At 58.6% G+C, this 17,475-nt stretch carries 14 protein-coding genes; 6 read left to right on the plus strand and 8 right to left on the minus strand.

Going from position 1 to position 17,475, the window contains the following annotated elements; all coding sequences use genetic code 11:
* The first annotated feature begins 12 nt into the window (after window positions 1-12).
* Both ACP7BO_RS04750 and ACP7BO_RS04755 read left to right on the plus strand, forming a co-directional pair.
* Window positions 13-534, plus strand: coding sequence for a DUF6586 family protein (locus ACP7BO_RS04750; protein WP_426208846.1), 522 nt, complete (start codon window positions 13-15; stop codon window positions 532-534).
* A gap of 118 nt (window positions 535-652) precedes the next feature.
* Window positions 653-886: a hypothetical protein gene (locus ACP7BO_RS04755; RefSeq protein ID WP_426208848.1), complete on the plus strand. Its 234-nt coding sequence runs from the start codon at window positions 653-655 to the stop codon at window positions 884-886.
* Between the two features lie 75 nt (window positions 887-961).
* Here ACP7BO_RS04755 and sulA read toward each other — a convergent pair whose 3' ends face one another.
* Both sulA and lexA read right to left on the minus strand, forming a co-directional pair.
* Window positions 962-1,435: an SOS-induced cell division inhibitor SulA gene (sulA, locus tag ACP7BO_RS04760; RefSeq protein ID WP_397456083.1), complete on the minus strand. Its 474-nt coding sequence runs from the start codon at window positions 1,433-1,435 to the stop codon at window positions 962-964.
* A 10-nt stretch (window positions 1,436-1,445) separates the two neighbouring features.
* The gene (lexA, locus tag ACP7BO_RS04765) at window positions 1,446-2,054 is read right to left on the minus strand and encodes a transcriptional repressor LexA (RefSeq protein ID WP_003446624.1); all 609 of its coding nucleotides are present in this window, start codon (window positions 2,052-2,054) and stop codon (window positions 1,446-1,448) included.
* Window positions 2,055-2,308: 254 nt separating this feature from the next.
* Here lexA and ACP7BO_RS04770 point away from each other — a divergent pair, with 254 nt between their 5' ends.
* Both ACP7BO_RS04770 and nagZ read left to right on the plus strand, forming a co-directional pair.
* Entirely contained in the window at window positions 2,309-3,016 is a 708-nt protein-coding gene (locus ACP7BO_RS04770) for a TetR/AcrR family transcriptional regulator (protein WP_060691218.1), read from the plus strand.
* 160 nt (window positions 3,017-3,176) lie between these two features.
* Complete coding sequence (gene nagZ, locus ACP7BO_RS04775; protein ID WP_426208926.1) at window positions 3,177-4,175, plus strand: beta-N-acetylhexosaminidase; 999 nt, start codon at window positions 3,177-3,179, stop codon at window positions 4,173-4,175.
* A 97-nt stretch (window positions 4,176-4,272) separates the two neighbouring features.
* On the opposite strand, the gene ACP7BO_RS04780 is transcribed toward nagZ, so the two are convergent.
* Entirely contained in the window at window positions 4,273-6,975 is a 2,703-nt protein-coding gene (locus ACP7BO_RS04780) for an SNF2-related protein (protein WP_397456084.1), read from the minus strand.
* A gap of 11 nt (window positions 6,976-6,986) precedes the next feature.
* The gene (gene mfd, locus ACP7BO_RS04785) at window positions 6,987-10,436 is read right to left on the minus strand and encodes a transcription-repair coupling factor (protein WP_426208851.1); all 3,450 of its coding nucleotides are present in this window, start codon (window positions 10,434-10,436) and stop codon (window positions 6,987-6,989) included.
* Window positions 10,437-10,724: 288 nt separating this feature from the next.
* Between mfd and ACP7BO_RS04790 the strand changes: the two genes are divergently transcribed.
* Window positions 10,725-12,188, plus strand: a complete 1,464-nt coding sequence (locus ACP7BO_RS04790; RefSeq protein ID WP_397456086.1) for a glyceraldehyde-3-phosphate dehydrogenase — start codon at window positions 10,725-10,727, stop codon at window positions 12,186-12,188.
* A 96-nt stretch (window positions 12,189-12,284) separates the two neighbouring features.
* On the opposite strand, the gene ACP7BO_RS04795 is transcribed toward ACP7BO_RS04790, so the two are convergent.
* The gene (locus tag ACP7BO_RS04795; protein ID WP_073509072.1) at window positions 12,285-13,583 is read right to left on the minus strand and encodes an MFS transporter; all 1,299 of its coding nucleotides are present in this window, start codon (window positions 13,581-13,583) and stop codon (window positions 12,285-12,287) included.
* A 153-nt stretch (window positions 13,584-13,736) separates the two neighbouring features.
* Window positions 13,737-14,300 (minus strand): chalcone isomerase family protein, encoded by a 564-nt coding sequence (locus tag ACP7BO_RS04800; RefSeq protein WP_397456087.1) that lies wholly within the window; start codon window positions 14,298-14,300, stop codon window positions 13,737-13,739.
* A gap of 305 nt (window positions 14,301-14,605) precedes the next feature.
* On the opposite strand from ACP7BO_RS04800, the gene sthA reads away from it, so the two are divergent.
* Window positions 14,606-16,000, plus strand: coding sequence for a Si-specific NAD(P)(+) transhydrogenase (sthA, locus tag ACP7BO_RS04805; protein WP_060691224.1), 1,395 nt, complete (start codon window positions 14,606-14,608; stop codon window positions 15,998-16,000).
* 42 nt (window positions 16,001-16,042) lie between these two features.
* Here sthA and ACP7BO_RS04810 read toward each other — a convergent pair whose 3' ends face one another.
* Window positions 16,043-16,765: a glycerophosphodiester phosphodiesterase gene (locus ACP7BO_RS04810; RefSeq protein WP_060691225.1), complete on the minus strand. Its 723-nt coding sequence runs from the start codon at window positions 16,763-16,765 to the stop codon at window positions 16,043-16,045.
* 31 nt (window positions 16,766-16,796) lie between these two features.
* The gene (locus ACP7BO_RS04815; protein ID WP_426208855.1) at window positions 16,797-17,381 is read right to left on the minus strand and encodes a PilZ domain-containing protein; all 585 of its coding nucleotides are present in this window, start codon (window positions 17,379-17,381) and stop codon (window positions 16,797-16,799) included.
* Window positions 17,382-17,475 lie beyond the last annotated feature (94 nt).

Here is a 17,475-nt window from a genome sequence, read left to right on the forward strand (position 1 = left end):
GAGCGCGCCCGCATGGCCCATGAACTCTATACCCGTACCAATCAGAAAATCTATTTCGCCGGTCTGGCCCTGGAGGCCATGAACAAGGCCGGCGAAGGTCGGGCGATGAATGCTCAGGCGCTGGTGCAGGCTGAGCGAGAGTCGGCGGTGTTCCATTTGTATGGTGCGCTGCTGGGGTTGTGTCATGAGATCGCGGGGTTCTACCGTCTGCCTCAGGCTAGCGCGCCCAGGGTTGAGCTGATACTCACTCAAGAGGTGCTGGAGGCGATCGCCATCCCCGAATTGGCAGAAATGGTTGAGCTGGCGCGTGCGCCGCAGACATGGTTGGCCCAATTGATAGCCACCCATGGAGCGTTATATCAGCCGTTGCAGGCGCCGAAAAAGGTTAAGGCCGATGTTTTCCAGCCCTTGATTGTGGCGGTCAATCTTGATGACGAAACGCCCCATGAGCTAAGCCGGGAAACGCTGGAAGAGTGGCGCCAGAATTTGAAGTCTTTGGCGATCCGCTTTCGCGATGGCCTCAATGAGTGCTGATGATCGAAGTTAAAACTGTACAGTCATTCATCAGGCTGTAATGAAACCGGCACAGATCCCGGGAAATTTCCAAGGGATGACTGATATAATCCCGCGCTTTCGTGGAGAACAAACTTTTATGCCAACGTCCTTTCTAGAAATTGTCGAGTTGCCAGACGGCCGTATCGAGTTGCGTCGGGCTGAAGACGAAGGGTCTTTGGTGACGCTGAGCTTCTCTGAAGATGCCAAGGCATTTCTTCAGGGGCAGCACGTAGAGGTGGCCAAGGCCATGCTTAGCGTAGGTGTGCAGATGGCCGGCCGGCTGGCCGAAGGTGAGCTCGAAAAAGATGACGGGCCGCATATTCTTCATTAAGAAGCGACTCGTGCCTCTCGCGTGCCACAGGCCGGCTTCTGTGTTCAGCAGAAGCCCTGTGACAGCGTCATTGGTTTAACCCAGGCGGATATTCAAGCTTTGCCCATGACCGGTGCGTGCCGCACCAATCAACTGTTGGCGGGCAGCGGTATTCAGCGGGTTGATCCAGCTGACTACCGTGTGGCTTCGGCCCAGGCGCAGGGCTTCGCAGGTGAGTTGCAGCGTGCTTTTATTGCCGTTTGGCTGCAGCAGCAAAATACGTTCGCGGTTCAGACCCGCATCGCGTAACCAGCTTTGAGTCAGGCTGGCGGGTGGTGCAATCAGTGTTAGCCAGCGGTCGTCCGGTTGTTCGCTCAGTTCGCGCAGCATGGGAGCAAGCAGGTTCAGGCAGTTTCCGGCGGCACCGCGCAGCGACAATTCACTGAATACTTCAGGTTCGGCGCTCCAGGGTGAATCGAGCACGTCTTTGATCGCAGGGGTCATTGGTTTTGCCATGAACGCCTCGAACAGAGTGAGTTGTGCTGGCAGCGGTGTTTGGGGGAACTGCATGAAGCCTCCTTTAGCGGCGAATGACGCCGACACTCAAGCCTTCAATGACCAGTTCCTGGTCCTTGAGGTTGACTTCAATCGGTGCGAAGTCAGGGTTCTCGGCGATTAGCCAAACCTTGTTACCTTCACGCTTGAAGCGTTTTACAGTCACTTCGTCGTCAATACGGGCCACGACTATCTGGCCGTTACGGGCTTCGCGACAGGTATGAACGGCAAGCAGGTCACCATCGAAGATGCCGACGTCTTTCATGCTCATGCCTTGTACCCGAAGCAGGTAGTCGGCGCGCGGATGGAAGAAGGTCGGGTTGATGTTGCATGACTCTTCGACATGCTCCTGCGCCAGAATCGGGGCGCCGGCAGCAACCCGGCCGATGATGGGCAGGGTGGATTCGTCGGACTTGGCTTCGAAGCCGGGGATGCGAATGCCGCGTGATGCTCCTGGAGTCATCTCGATGGCACCCTTGCGGGCAAGGGCCTTGAGGTGCTCTTCGGCGGCGTTCGGTGATTTGAAGCCCAGCTCCTGTGCGATCTCGGCACGGGTGGGCGGGTATCCGTTGTCATCCAGGCATCGCTTGATGAAAGCCAGGATCTCAGCTTGGCGTGGCGTCAGTTTTAGCATGTTGATCGCTCTGTCTTTTTATACAGTGACTGGGATTATATACAGTGATAGCTGATTGGCAATCACCCATTTCCAGGAGTCCGCCGGACGGTCGCCTGGGGCGTTGCGCACTTTATCAGCTGCGACCTTGCGGGCCGAGGCTGTGATTAAATGCAAAACTGCACGGTCGCAATGTGAATACGCCACCTTGACTTTTTACAAGCTGAAACGTATGTTTCAAACAACTGTTTAAATGTTTGTCAGGCGGAGTAGCCATGGCCCAGTCGGAAACCGTTGAACGTATCCTTGATGCTGCCGAGCAGCTGTTCGCGGAAAAAGGGTTTGCCGAAACCTCATTGCGGCTGATTACCAGCAAGGCCGGGGTCAATCTCGCGGCGGTCAATTACCATTTCGGTTCAAAGAAAGCGCTGATCCAGGCGGTTTTTTCGCGTTTTCTGGGGCCTTTTTGCGCCAACCTGGATCGCGAGCTTGAGCGCCGTCAGGCCAAACCGGAAAATCGTCCCGCCCTTGAAGAGTTGCTGGAGATGCTGGTCGAGCAGGCGCTGGTGATTCAACCGCGCAGCGGCAATGATCTGTCGATCTTCATGCGCTTGCTGGGTCTGGCATTCAGCCAGAGCCAGGGCCACCTGCGTCGTTACCTTGAAGACATGTACGGCAAGGTTTTCCGCCGTTACATGTTGCTGGTCAATGAAGCAGCCCCGCAAATTCCGCCTCTGGAGTTGTTCTGGCGCGTGCATTTCATGCTCGGCGCCGCGGCGTTCAGCATGTCCGGGATCAAGGCCCTGCGCGCCATTGCCGAAACCGACTTCGGGGTAAACACCTCGATCGAGCAGGTGATGCGTCTGATGGTGCCCTTCCTGGCGGCGGGCATGCGCGCTGAAAGCGGCGTAGTAGATCCGGCAATGGCCAGCGCCCAGCTGCGTCCCCGTACTAAAACCCCGCAGGTCAGCGCCAAGGTTTGACCTGCTGCTGGTGGGCGTGGCAGCTGAGTTCCGCTAAGCTAGCTGCCATGTTTGCCCCTGACTTATTCCCCGTTCCCAACTCGTTGCTGCCTCATTTGCTTGAGGCCCGTAGCGCTGTGTCCGCGGCTTTTTATTTAAAGGATTACCCATGAGTTCTGCCCTGCAAGGCTCCTTGATGGTGGACGTCGCCGGTACCTGGCTGACGGCTGAAGATCGGCAATTGCTGCGCCAGCCTGAAGTGGGTGGGTTGATTATGTTTGCCCGTAACATTGAGCATCCCCGCCAGGTGCGCGAGCTGAGTGCTTCGATTCGGGCCATTCGTCCTGACCTGCTGCTGGCGGTCGATCAGGAGGGCGGACGGGTCCAGCGTCTGCGCCAGGGTTTCGTGCGTCTGCCTGCCATGCGCGCCATAGCCGATAACCCCAATGCCGAGTATCTGGCTGAACAATGTGGCTGGATCATGGCGACCGAAGTACTGGCTGTGGGGTTGGACCTGAGCTTCGCGCCGGTGCTGGATCTGGATTACCAGCGCAGTGCAGTGGTTGGCAGTCGTTCATTCGAAGGCGACCCGCAGCGTGCGGCGTTATTGGCCGGGGCGTTTATTCGCGGTATGAATGACGCGGGTATGGCTGCAACCGGCAAGCATTTTCCCGGCCACGGGTGGGCAGAAGCTGATTCCCATGTAGCGATTCCCGTAGATGAACGCAGTCTTGAACAGATCCGCAGTCACGACCTGGTTCCCTTTGCCCTGTTGAGCAAGCACCTGGCTGCTGTCATGCCGGCCCATGTGATCTATCCGCAAGTCGACAGTCAGCCAGCCGGTTTTTCCCGTCGTTGGTTGCAGGACATTTTGCGGGGTGAGCTTGAGTTTGACGGCGTGATCTTCAGTGACGATCTGTCGATGGCTGGCGCCCATGTCGTGGGCGATGCGGCCAGCCGTATAGAAGCGGCTCTTTCGGCCGGTTGCGACATGGGGCTGGTGTGCAACGACCGGGCGGCGGCAGAGCTGGCACTTAGCGCGGTGCAGCGCATGAAGGTTGCCCCTTCGCCGCGGATTGCCCGCATGCGCGCCCAGGCATGGGCCAGCACCGACTACCGCCAGAGCCCGCGCTGGCTGGTGGCGACGGGTGCGCTCAGAGATGCTCAGTTGATTGATTGAAGGGCTTGAACCTGTAGGAGCGGCCGGTCGACGCTCGATTGCTCGCGAGCTTTTGAAGAGCTCGCGAGCAAGCTCGCTCCTACAGCAGGGCATTGTTTCAGCGCTTTTCGATTTTCGGCGGCAGCGGCGCAAACAGTGCATCGATGTCGTCGTCCTGCAGTTTCCAGTCTCCGGCGATCCGGCCATCCAGAACACCTGCCGCCAAATCCGACTTTTCCTGCTGCAAGTGCTGGATTTTCTCTTCCACGGTGCCGCGGGCAATCATCTTGTACACAAACACCGGTTTTTCCTGGCCGATGCGGTAGGCGCGGTCGGTTGCCTGGTTTTCCGCTGCAGGATTCCACCACGGATCGTAGTGGATCACGGTGTCGGCCTCGGTCAGGTTCAAGCCCACGCCGCCAGCCTTGAGGCTGATCAAAAAGATCTGCAACGAGCCGCTCTGGAAGTCCTTTACCGGCGCGCGACGGTCGCGGGTTTGTCCGGTCAGGATGGCGTAGCGCACTTTGCGTTTCTTCAGTTCGGCTTCGATCAGCCCGAGCATTGAAGTGAACTGTGAAAACAGCAGGATGCGCCGGCCTTCGGCAAACAGCTCATCAAGCATCAGCATCAAGCTGTCGAGCTTGCCGGAGGTGCTGCCTTTTTTCGGCGGGGTGTCGCTGACCAGTCGCAGGTCGCAACACACCTGGCGCAGTTTGAGCAGCGCTTCAAGGATGATGATCTGGCTGCGGCCGACCCCTTTGCGGGTGATTTCGTCGCGCACCTTTTTGTCCATTGCCAGGCGCATGGTTTCGTACACATCGCGCTGGGCTTCATTGAGATCCACCCAGTGGATGATCTCGGTCTTGGGCGGCAATTCGGTCGCGACCTGCTCCTTGGTGCGGCGCAACAGAAATGGTTTGATCCGCGCATTCAGGTGCTGCAAACGCTCATCGCTGCCCTGGCGCTCGATCGGCACCCGGTAATCGCGGTTGAAGGTTTTGACATCACCGAGCCAGCCGGGCAGCAAAAAGTGGAACAGCGACCACAACTCGCCGAGGTGGTTTTCCAGGGGCGTGCCGCTCAGGCACAAGCGCTGACGTGCATTCAGTTCACAGGCGGCCTGAGAAGCCTTGCTGCCGGGATTCTTGATGTATTGCGCTTCATCCAGCACCAGAACATGCAGGGGCAGTGCTGCCAGTCGCTCAATGTCTTTGGGCAACAAGGCATAGGTGGTCAGGATCACGTCATAGTCGTTGAGGTGCTCAAAATGCTTTTTGCGGGTCGCCCCATACAGCGCCAATACCTTGAGTTGCGGGGTGAAATGCGCCGCCTCGTCGAGCCAGTTGGGAATCAGGCTGGTAGGCATGACCACCATGGCCGGGCGATCCAGTCGGCCGGCGTTTTTCTCACACAGGATATGGGCCAGGGTTTGCAGGGTTTTACCCAGCCCCATGTCGTCCGCCAGGATCCCGCCAACCTCAAGCTGGCGCAGTGACTGCATCCAGCTCAGGCCTTCCAGTTGATACGGCCGCAGGTTGGCGTTGAGGCCCTCCGGGGCCTGGACGCTGAAGTCCTTGATATCGCGCAGGCGCTGGGCAAAACCACGAATGTGTTCGCCGCCTTCCCAGCGTAAAGGCAGTGCATCCAGAGCATTAAGGCGCGGCGCATCGGCACTTTTGATGCGCAGGCTGGTCGCACCCGGCTCTCCCAGATAAAACTCGTCCAGGGTCGCCAGTACCGGTTTCAGTCGCCCGTAAGGCAGGGCTACTTGCAGCGGGCCCTGGCCACTGTTGGGCGGAGTGGGGATGTTCACCAGGATCAGATCGTCGTCCCGACGCTTGGCCAGTTTTTCGGGGCTCAGCAGGTCTGTGTGGGAGCGCATCAGGTTTAGCAGGATTGGCAGCAAACTCAGGCGCTGGCCGTTGACGATGATCCCCAGCTCCAGGTCGAACCAGTCGTGCTCCGGGGCCTCATCGACACTGGCGTACCAGTCTTGCACCGGGCTCAGGTCAAAACCGAAGTCTTCATCAATCTGCAACTCCCAGCCTTGTTCACGCAGGCCGGGCATCTGATTGAGGGTGAAGTTGAGCCAGGCACTGTCATTGACCATTTCAAACAGTTCGCCGGCGCTTTCAGGCAACGCCTTGCTCTGGCGGGTGGCAATTTTGAAGCCCAGTGTGCGCAACTGCTCGCGAAAGGCGTTTTCCGCCTCGGGCTGGCGTTTGATCCGCAGGGTCTGGTGTTCCTGGCGGATCAGGATGTCGGCGTTTTTTTGCCCGCTGGCGTATTGCTCAAGGTAATTGAACGACAGCGCGGCACGGTGCTGGATATAGCGCTGCATTTTGCCGTTGCGCGGTTCGAAGGCGCTGAATTCGGCACTGGCCAGCCATAGGCGCGGCACGGGCTGCACATCGTCAATCAGCACTTCGGGCAGGTTGGCAGGGCGACGTGAGTCAAGTACGGCCTGGAGTTTTTCCAGAAGCTCGGCGTCCTGGGCAGCGGCAGGGTAGTTCAAGGTTTCTTCAATCTTCAGTAATACGGCAGCAGTGTGCTTGCAGTTGGCGCGCACCGGGCAGGTGCAATTGGCGCTCACCAGCAGCAATGTGCCTTTGGCCGAGTCGCGCAGTTGAATGGTCTGGCGGTAGGTGTTTTCGCCTGAACCCTGACAGCTTGCAGTAATCAGGCTGTCACCGATCTGGACAATCCTGACGCGGTTTTGCCTGGCGTAGCTGCGACCACGCTCCAGGCATTGCTCCTTGAAGCGACTGACCCAGGTCGGTGCGAGCGGTTTGGTCAGTTGCGGTGTCAGGCTCAGGGACATGGGGGCTTCATTCAGGACGACTTCGGCGTCAGACGCTCAAACAGCGTCTCAATAGTGTTGAAGCGTTCTTCGGCACGTTCCATCGGCACCATGAACTTGAACAGGGTGGCGCCTTCGAATTTGTAACGGTTGGGCTGGCCCTGAATCAGCTTGATCAGCACCAGCGGATCAACCGGGGTGTCCGCGGCAAATTCGATGCGTCCACCTTGCGGCCCGGCGTCGACCTTTTTGATCCCCAGTTGCTCGGCCTGCAATTTGAGCAGGGTAATGCGCACCAGATTTTTGGTCGGTTCAGGCAGCAAGCCAAAGCGGTCGATCATCTCGACCTGCAAATCCTTGAGACCTTCTTCGTCGCTGGCGTTGGCAATGCGTTTGTAGAGAATCAGCCGGGTGTGCACATCCGGTAGATAGGCTTCAGGAATCAGGGCCGGTACCCGCAGGTTGATTTCCGGTCCGCCGCCCAGCGGCTGGTCGAGGTTGGGTTGTTCGCCCTTGCGGATCGACTTCACCGCGCGCTCGAGCATTTCCATGTACAGGGTAAAACCGACGGCCTGGATCTGGCCGCTTTGGCCGTCACCGAGCAACTCGCCCGCGCCACGGATTTCCAGGTCGTTGGTGGCCAGCACAAAGCCGGCCCCCAGGTCCTGGGTATTGGCGATGGCTTCCAGACGCTTTTGCGCGTCGCCGGTAATTTGCTGGCGCGGTGGTGTCAGCAGGTAGGCGTAAGCCTGGTGGTGACTGCGTCCCACCCGGCCGCGCAACTGGTGCAGCTGTGCCAGGCCGAACTTGTCGGCGCGCTCGATGATGATGGTGTTGGCGCTCGGCACGTCGATCCCGGTCTCGATGATGGTCGAGGCGATCAGCACGTTGAAACGCTTGTGATAGAAGTCGCTCATCACCTGTTCGAGTTCGCGTTCGCGCATCTGCCCGTGGCCAATGCCGATCCGCGCTTCGGGTACCAGCTCTGCCAGTTCGGCGGCGCATTTCTCGATGGTTTTGACATCGTTGTGCAGGTAATAAACCTGGCCGCCACGCAACAATTCACGCAGCAACGCCTCTTTGACGGTGCTGTTGTTCTGCTCCATGACAAAGGTGCGCACCGACAGGCGGCGGGCGGGCGGCGTGGCAATGATCGACAGATCACGCATGCCCGACACGGCCATGTTCAAGGTGCGAGGGATTGGCGTTGCGGTGAGGGTCAGAATGTCGACCTCGCTGCGCAGGGCCTTGAGCTGTTCTTTCTGGCGCACCCCGAACCGGTGCTCTTCGTCGATGATCACCAGGCCGAGGTTTTTGATTTTGACGTCGTCCTGCAGCAGTTTGTGGGTGCCGATCACGATGTCGATCTTGCCCTCGGCCAGTTGGGCCACGGCAACGTTGATTTCTTTGGCGGACTTGAAGCGGCTCATCACCTCGACCGTTACGGGCCAGTCGGCAAAACGGTCGCGAAAGCTGTTGTAGTGCTGCTGCGCGAGGAGGGTGGTGGGCACAAGAATCGCCACCTGACGGCCGCCATGCACGGCAATAAAGGCGGCACGCATGGCCACTTCAGTTTTGCCGAAGCCCACATCGCCACACACCAGGCGGTCCATCGGCTTGGGCGACAACATGTCGGCGCGCACGGCTTCGATGGTGGTTTGCTGGTCCGGCGTTTCCTCGAACGGGAAGCCAGCGCTGAAGGTCGCGTAATCAGCCTTCGGGTCGGCAAACGCATGGCCTTCACGGGCAGCCCGGCGCGCATAGATGTCCAGCAGCTCGGCCGCCACATCTCGTACTTGCTCGGCGGCTTTGCGCTTGGCTTTTTGCCAGGTTTCGGAGCCCAGGCGATGCAGTGGCGCCAGCTCGTCGTCGCTGCCGGTGTAGCGGGCGATCAGGTGCAGGTTGGCCACGGGCACGTAGAGCTTGGCGCCCTCGGCGTATTCCAGGGTCAGGAACTCGGCCACCTGATTGTCGACTTCCAGCGTCGCCAGCCCTTGATAGCGGCCGACACCGTGGTCGATATGCACCACCGGTGCGCCTTCGCGCAGCTCGGTAAGGTTTTTGATCACTGCATCGTTGTTGGCGTCGGCGCGTTTCTCGCGACGTCGACGCTGCATCACCCGCTGCCCGAACAGCGGGCTTTCGGCGATCAGTGCCAGCGCCGGATCGTCCAGCAGCAGGCCCTCATCGAGGGGTGCAATGGTGATGGCCAGTCGATGTTTACTGGCCACGAAATCCGGCCAGTTTTCGACGGTTTTCGGGCGAAGTTTCAGACGCTCCAGCAGTTCGAGCAGTACTTCGCGGCGACCGGCGGATTCGGCAGTAAACAGCACGCGGCCATCAAACTGCTCTAAAAACCCGGACAACGCCGCCAGTGGCTGATTGGCCTTGGCTTCGATCGCCAGATTCGGCAGCGGCCGTGCCGGGAAGCGTTCGCGGCTGCTGGCGGTGTCAACGTCGTCCTGGCTGACCACTACCCGTGGCCAGTTTTTCAGCCGGGCAAAGCAGTCATCTACCGGCAGGAACAGTTCGGCAGGCGGCAACAACGGGCGGGACGGGTCGACGCGGCGTTCTTCGTAACGGTTGCGCACGTCAGACCAGAAATTCTCCGCCGCTTGCTCGATACCCGGCAGCGAGAACACTTGTGTGTCTCCCGGCAAGTAGTCGAACAGGGTCGAGGTTTCATCGAAAAACAGCGGCAGGTAGTACTCAATACCGGCAGGGGTGATCCCGCTGCTCAGGTCCTGAAAGATCGGGCAACGGCGGAAGTCCACATCAAAGCGTTCGCGAAAGCGCGCCTTGAAACGGGTTACGGCGTCTTTTTGCAGCGGAAATTCGCGTGCCGGCAGCAAGCGTACTGACTCAACCTTGTCGATCGAGCGCTGGGTTTCCGGGTCGAAAGTGCGCAGGGTTTCGATTTCGTCGTCGAACAAGTCGATCCGGTAGGGCAGTTTGCTGCCCATCGGGAACAGGTCGATCAGCGCACCGCGTACCGCGAACTCACCGTGCTCATACACCGTATCGACGCAGCGATAACCGCTGGCCTCAAGCCGGGTCCGCATCTGCTCGACGTCCAGCTTCTGCCCGATATCCAGCACCAGGCTGCTGCCCAGCAGAAAACGGGTTGGAGCCAGGCGATGTAGGGCCGTCGTGATCGGCACTACCAAAACCCCGTGACTCAGCTCCGGCAGCCGGTACAGGCTGGCGATACGCTGGGAAATGATGTCCTGGTGCGGCGAGAACAGATCGTAGGGCAGGGTTTCCCAGTCGGGAAAATGCAGCACCGGCAACTCGGGCGCGAAAAACCTCAACTCCTGCTCAAGGCGTTCGGCGCTTTGGCTGTCGGCGGTCAGGAGCAGGGTGAAGCGCTGGGCGGCGCTGGCAGCTTCGGCGATTGCGAGGCTCAGGGCGGCACCGGGCAGGTTGCCCCAGTGCTGTTTACCTGCAGTGGCAGGGAGTTTCGGTAGACGCAGGACGGGCACGGAAGGTTGAGCTCCAAGCGTTGCGACAAAGTCGGCAATTGTAACGGGCCAAGGGGCTGGCTGTCAGTTGCAGTCTTTAAAGAGGGTGTTGAAATCTGTGTGTGATACCTGACATGGGGGCGCCAGCAGGGTTGCTCAAGGGCTACAAGCCCATGAAATGATGGGTGTTATAAATTTATTCGCCTTTATTTACGGGTGCTTAAACGTTTCAGTTATGACGTATGACAGGCGTGCATTGCCCATGCAGGGAGGCAGCGGCATAATGTAGCCCCTTTTTTCAGCCCCTACATGTGGAAGGTTCCCGTGACTCAGAAGCCCGACCAGTGTCTTGGTGAATGGATCGACCGTGAAGCACTCGCAGAAGCGATGATCCCGCTAATCGGTCAGCTCTACCGCAATAACAATGTGGTGAGTTCGATCTATGGCCGCAGCCTGATCAACCGTTCAGTCATCGCGATTCTCAAAGCTCACCGCTTTGCGCGTCATCGCCAGTCCGATGACAGCGAATTGTCCGTACACGAAACTTTCCCTCTGCTCAAAGCAATGAGCGAGCTCAAGCTCGGCGCTGCTTCGGTAGACCTGGGCAAGCTGGCCGTTAAATTCAAGGCCGAAGGCAATGGCCGTACTGCCGAGCAGTTCGTGCGCGAAGAACTGGCCGATGTAGTGGGTCAGCAGAATGCTTCTGCACGCAAAGGCACTGACGTTGTGCTGTACGGCTTCGGTCGTATCGGCCGTCTGCTGGCGCGCATCCTGATCGAAAAAACCGGTGGCGGCGACGGTCTGCGTCTGCGCGCCATCGTGGTGCGTAAAGGCGCCGACAACGATCTGGTCAAACGTGCCAGCCTGCTGCGTCGTGACTCGGTACATGGCCCGTTCGATGGCACCATCGTGATCGATGAGGTCAACAACACCATCACCGCCAACGGCAACCTGATCCAGGTGATCTACGCGAAGAACCCGACTGAAGTGGACTACACCCAGTACGGTATTCAAAACGCATTGCTGGTGGACAACACCGGTGTATGGCGTGACGCCGAAGGCCTTGGCCAGCACTTGGCATGCCCTGGCATTGACCGCGTTGTATTGACCGCTCCGGGCAAAGGCAAGCTGAAAAATATCGTTCACGGTATCAACCACGGCGAAATCACCGCAGACGACAAGATCATTTCGGCGGCGTCCTGCACCACCAACGCCATCGTGCCGGTGCTCAAGGCTGTCAACGACAAGTTCGGCATCGTCAACGGTCACGTTGAAACGGTTCACTCGTACACCAACGACCAGAACCTGATCGACAACTTCCACAAGGGCGATCGCCGTGGCCGTAGCGCCGCGCTGAACATGGTTATCACCGAAACCGGTGCTGCCACCGCTGCTGCCAAGGCTCTGCCCGAGCTGGCCGGCAAGCTGACCGGTAACGCGATCCGCGTTCCGACGCCAAACGTTTCGATGGCCATCCTCAACCTGAACCTTGAGAAGCCGGCGACCCGTGAAGAAATGAACGAGTACCTACGCTACATGGCGTTGCACTCCGATCTGCACAAGCAAATCGACTACGTGAACTCCCAGGAAGTGGTTTCCACTGACTTCGTAGGTTCGCGTCACGCCGGTGTGGTCGATGCTGAAGCCACTATCTGCAATGACAACCGCGTTGTGCTGTACGTGTGGTACGACAACGAATTCGGTTACAGCTGCCAGGTAGTTCGCGTGATGGAAGACATGGCCGGGGTCAACCCGCCAGCGTTCCCGCGCTAAGCAACCGCCGCAACTGAAAACGCCCCGACTGGTTCGGGGCGTTTTTGTGTGTGCGGCAAAACTGTAGGAGCGAGCTTGCCTCGCCCCTGCATAGCCTTAGCTGTTGCCCGGGATTGCGGCCTGAGCCGTGCGCAGTTCATGTTTGTTGCCGCGAAACAGCACCACGGTTGCAATCAGGCCCAGTACGGCGGCACCTGTCAGCCACAGGCCCGGTGCAGCCTTGTTGTCCAGCACGTGGATCAGGTAGGTACAGGCCGCCGGGGTAAAACCACCGAAGGTCGCAGTCGCCAGGCTATAGGCCAGCGAGAATCCAGTGGTACGCACTTCAACCGGCATGATTTCGGTAAGCGCCACGACCATGGCACCGTTATACGAGCCATACAGGAACGACAACCACAACTCGACGATCAGCAGATGGCTGAAGCTCGGGTTGGCTACCAGCCAGGACAGCGCCGGATAAGCGGTCAGGATCGCCAGTATGGTTGCGCCCAGCAGCAGCGGTTTACGCCCCACTTTATCGGACAGCGCGCCCATGACTGGCAGCCAGAAGAAGTTCGACAGGCCAATGCACACCGTCACCAGTAGCGCATCGAAGTCCGACAGGTGCAGTTCTGACTTGCCGAAGGTCGGGGTGTACGCGGTGATCAGGTAGAACGACACGGTGGTCATTACCACCAGCGCCATGCCGCCCAGTACCAGCCCAAAGTTCTGACCGATGGAACGTACGATTTCACGCAGGGTAGGGTGATGCGTCCGCGCTTCAAACTCAGGGGTTTCTTCCATCGATTTACGGATGACAAAGATCACCGGCACGATCATGCAACCAATCAGGAACGGGATGCGCCAGCCCCAGTCACCCATGTCTTGCGGACTCAACCAGTGATTGAGGCCAACACCCAGCAGGCCGGCGAAGACCACGGCTGCTTGCTGGCTAGCCGATTGCCAGCTGACGAAGAAGCCTTTGCGACCGGGGGTGGCGATTTCCGCCAGGTATACCGACACACCGCCCAGTTCCACGCCCGCCGAAAAGCCTTGCAGCAAGCGACCGAGCAACACCAGTAGCGGAGCTGCGACACCCAGTGTGGCGTAGCCCGGTACACAGGCAATCAGCACGGTGCCCATGGCCATCAGGGCGAGGGTAATGATCAGGCCTTTACGGCGGCCATGACGGTCGATATAGGCGCCGAGAAAGATTGCGCCCAATGGACGCATCAGGAAGCCTGCGCCGAAAGTGGCCAGGGCGAGCATTAATGACGCGAATGCGCTGTCGGACGGAAAGAAGGTTTTGGCAATGGCCGTGGCGTAGAAGCCAAAGACCATGAAGTCGAACATCTCAAGAAAGTTACCGCTGACAACGCGAAAAATCGCCTTGCCTTTGCCCGTACTGGAGGCCATCAGAAATCACCCGCTGTTATCTGTTTTATGCGTAATCCATGTTTTTTACTCGTCCACACTGCAAGATCAAGGCGTGCGCCGTTGTGCAAAACAGTTTTGTAACGATATGTGTATCGGCTTGTGTAGGCAACTGCTGTTGCAACTACAGGAGGCTCAGGGAGTTTGTGCCAGCAGGCTCTGGCGCAGCTTTTCAGGCAGTCCGTCAGGGCTGAGCCAGATGCCAAGATAGGCCTTTGCCAGTTCGGGATCCTGGCTGTTGAAGATGACTTTGCCATTGCATTCAAGGTTCAGGCCCCGTTGCGGGTCATAGTCCAGGGCGTAACGATCACCGCGTTTGATATCGCCAAAGCTGGCTTGCAGCTGTTTCAGCGGTTTTTCCAGGCGGGCGAGGGTGGCTGCAGGCTGCTGGCGTTTGAGGATGGTGGCAGAGGCTCGGGTTACATCCTTGTGATCGAGATCGCGCAGATAGAACAGTTCCAGGCGCAGGTCGCGCTGTTCATTGAACGCCTGTTGCGGGCTGAGGCCGGGCCGGGTGAACAGTGCTGCAGCATAAATGTCGGCCCACAGATACGTCAGCACGATCTGGCCTCTGCGCTCCATGACGTGTGAGCCGTCTTGCCACTGCGCGGGAAAGTTGGCTTCTTTGAGCCGCGCGGGCTCATCAGCCAAGGCGCCAGCGCTATAAGACAGCAGAAGAACGATCAACAACTGGCGCATGCAGGCGATCCTGATCGATGTGTTGTTAAAGGTTATGCCAGTTTTGCGAAAGCATGACGAACATCTCTGCAGGAGCGCGCTTGCTCGCGAGCATTTGACCTTGAAGAGCTCGCTCGTGCAGGGCGCGCGCGTCTGAACGATGACAGGCTGACAAAAATAGTTTTCGACCAGACCAAGGGTTAATGTTCGCGGCGTTCAGGCTTCTATAGACTGTGCCCACGTTTTGATCCTTCATGGCGCTGGCCGCGACATGATTTAGCCGCAGGTGCCCAAATGGGTGCTGCGGCCTGTTCTGAGGAGTACGCATGGCTGTCTACAACTACGACGTAGTGGTACTGGGTTCCGGCCCGGCAGGAGAAGGTGCGGCAATGAACGCCGCAAAAGCAGGGCGCAAAGTGGCAATGGTCGATAGCCGGCGCCAGGTGGGCGGCAACTGCACGCACTTGGGCACTATCCCATCCAAAGCCTTGCGTCACTCGGTTCGCCAGATCATGCAGTTCAACACCAACCCGATGTTCCGGGCCATTGGTGAGCCGCGCTGGTTCTCGTTTCCGGACGTGCTCAAAAGCGCCGAAAGAGTCATCTCCAAGCAAGTGGCTTCGCGCACCGGTTTCTATGCGCGCAACCGCGTCGACCTGTTCTTCGGCACCGGCAGCTTCACCGATGAGCAAACCATTGAAGTGGTCTGCAGCAACGGTGTGGTTGAAACCCTGATGGCCAAGCAAATCATTATCGCCACCGGCTCGCGTCCTTATCGCCCGGCCGATATCGATTTCACTCATTCGCGTATCTACGATAGCGACACCATCCTGAGCCTGGGTCATACCCCGCGTAAGCTGATTGTGTATGGCGCCGGGGTGATCGGCTGCGAATACGCCTCGATCTTCAGCGGTCTTGGGGTGTTGATCGAGCTGGTGGACAACCGCGAGCAATTGCTGAGCTTCCTCGATTCCGAGATCTCGCAGGCGCTGAGCTATCACTTCAGCAACAACAACATCACGGTTCGCCACAACGAAGAATATGAGCGGGTAGAAGGCGTCGAAAACGGCGTGATTCTGCACCTCAAGTCCGGCAAGAAGATCAAGGCTGACGCCTTGCTCTGGTGTAACGGCCGTACCGGCAACACCGATCTGCTGGGTCTGGAAAATATCGGGATCAAGGTCAATGGCCGCGGCCAGATCAGCGTTGATGAAAACTATCGCACCAGCGTGCCGAATATCTATGGCGCGGGCGATGTGATCGGCTGGCCAAGCCTGGCCAGTGCTGCGCATGACCAGGGCCGTTCGGCCGCAGGCAGCATTGTGGATAACGGCAGCTGGCGTTTCGTGAACGATGTGCCAACCGGCATTTACACGATTCCGGAGATCAGCTCGATCGGCAAGAACGAGCAGGAACTGACCCTGGCCAAAGTGCCGTATGAAGTGGGCAAGGCGTTCTTCAAGAGCATGGCGCGGGCACAGATTGCCGGTGAGCCCCAGGGCATGCTGAAAATCCTGTTCCACCGTGAAACCCTGCAAGTGCTGGGTGTTCACTGCTTCGGCTACCAGGCATCAGAGATCGTGCACATCGGTCAGGCGATCATGAACCAGCCGGGTGATCTCAATACCCTGAAGTACTTCGTGAACACCACGTTCAACTACCCGACCATGGCCGAAGCCTATCGGGTAGCCGCTTACGATGGTCTTAACCGGCTTTTTTGAGCGGCTCCGGCCGGTGGCCTGAGCCGGCCGGGGAGACCGATTTCAGCTTTTCCCGAGGGTGGCAATGGCCAAACCGGGAAAGTCTGTAATCAGGCTATCTACGCCGAAGTCGGCGAGCCTGCGCATCAGCGCGGGTTCGTTGACTGTCCACACCGACACATGCAAACCCTGGCGCTGGGCTTTTTCAAGGCGCTCGGGGGTGCAGAGTGTCCAGTTCAGCGCCAGCATTTCACAGCCATAACTTTGCGCGACCTTGATCGGGTCGAGCCAGGCGTATTCGGCTACCAGTCCGCGGGACAGGTCTGGGGTCAGCTCCAGCGCGGCCTTGAGTACTTCGCGCGAGCTTGAGGTGACGGTGACCTTGTCCATGATGCCGTGGCGCACCGCCATTTCTCGAATGGCCAGTACGGTGCTTGCAGCCCGGGTGCGGGATGCGCTTTTGACTTCCAGCTGCCAGTGCTCGAAGTTGCATTTCTCGAACAGCTCTTCAAGACGCGGGATAGGGCATGGCTGCATCCAGCCGGGGCCGCCTTTGCGTGCGTCATAGGTCACAAGATCGGCGGCGGTGTGCTCGATGACTTTGCCGCGCCGGTCGGTGGTGCGCTTGAGGGTTGGGTCATGGATCACCATCAGCTCGCCGTCTCTGGACAGGTGCAGGTCAAGTTCACAACGACGAACGCCATGCTTGAGACATTGCTCAAAGCTGGCAAGTGTGTTTTCCGGTGCTTCGCCTTTGGCGCCGCGATGGCCATAAATCAGGGTCACAGTTGCTCCTTAATAGGTAGTGCCCGAGTAGTCACTCGGGTACGGATTCGTTTTGTTCGCGGGCCAGGCGGCGTGCCTGCGCCTGTTTTTGCAAAATGTAGCGCGCCAGCAACTGACGTTGGGTGTCGTTAAGGGATTCAAATTCGGTATCGATGGTGTAACCGCCGTCCTGCGCCTGGCACCTTACGACCCGGGCACGCAGCAGCAATCCAAGGGCCTGGGGCATCAGTACCATTTTCACCGAAAGGTGGCTGTCGACCGCGCAGGCATGGGGGTGGTGGAACTCGATGCCACCTTCGGACAGCGTCACCGGCTGCAGCTCGCCGATCTTTCCCAGCACTGTCTGTGCAACGATCTGGCTGAGCAGGTCGACACGTTTGTTCAGGGTTTTCAGGTAGCTGGAAACGCTACGGTCACGCTCGCTGATCTGGCGCAGCTGGTGCTGAGACTCGAATTCGCTCAGGTGCAGTTCACTGAGTAAATTGAACAGTGGGGACGCATCCTGCAACACTTCGCTGCTCGCGGCCTCGGAGGCCGACAGCGGGGTTATTTCCAGTGCGATCAGATCCTCGATACGGTAGTATTCGCGGCGATCTGCGTCATTTAATGTCGACATGGCGAACCCATGATGGCGGCTGTGGTCTGAGTGTAAAGCTGCTTATCAGGCCCCGCCACAAGGACGTCTTCTTTTCCCTCGAACAAGCCCCGAC

The organism is Pseudomonas sp. TWR2-1-1 (assembly GCF_049897045.1).
Classification (GTDB): domain Bacteria; phylum Pseudomonadota; class Gammaproteobacteria; order Pseudomonadales; family Pseudomonadaceae; genus Aquipseudomonas; species Aquipseudomonas versuta.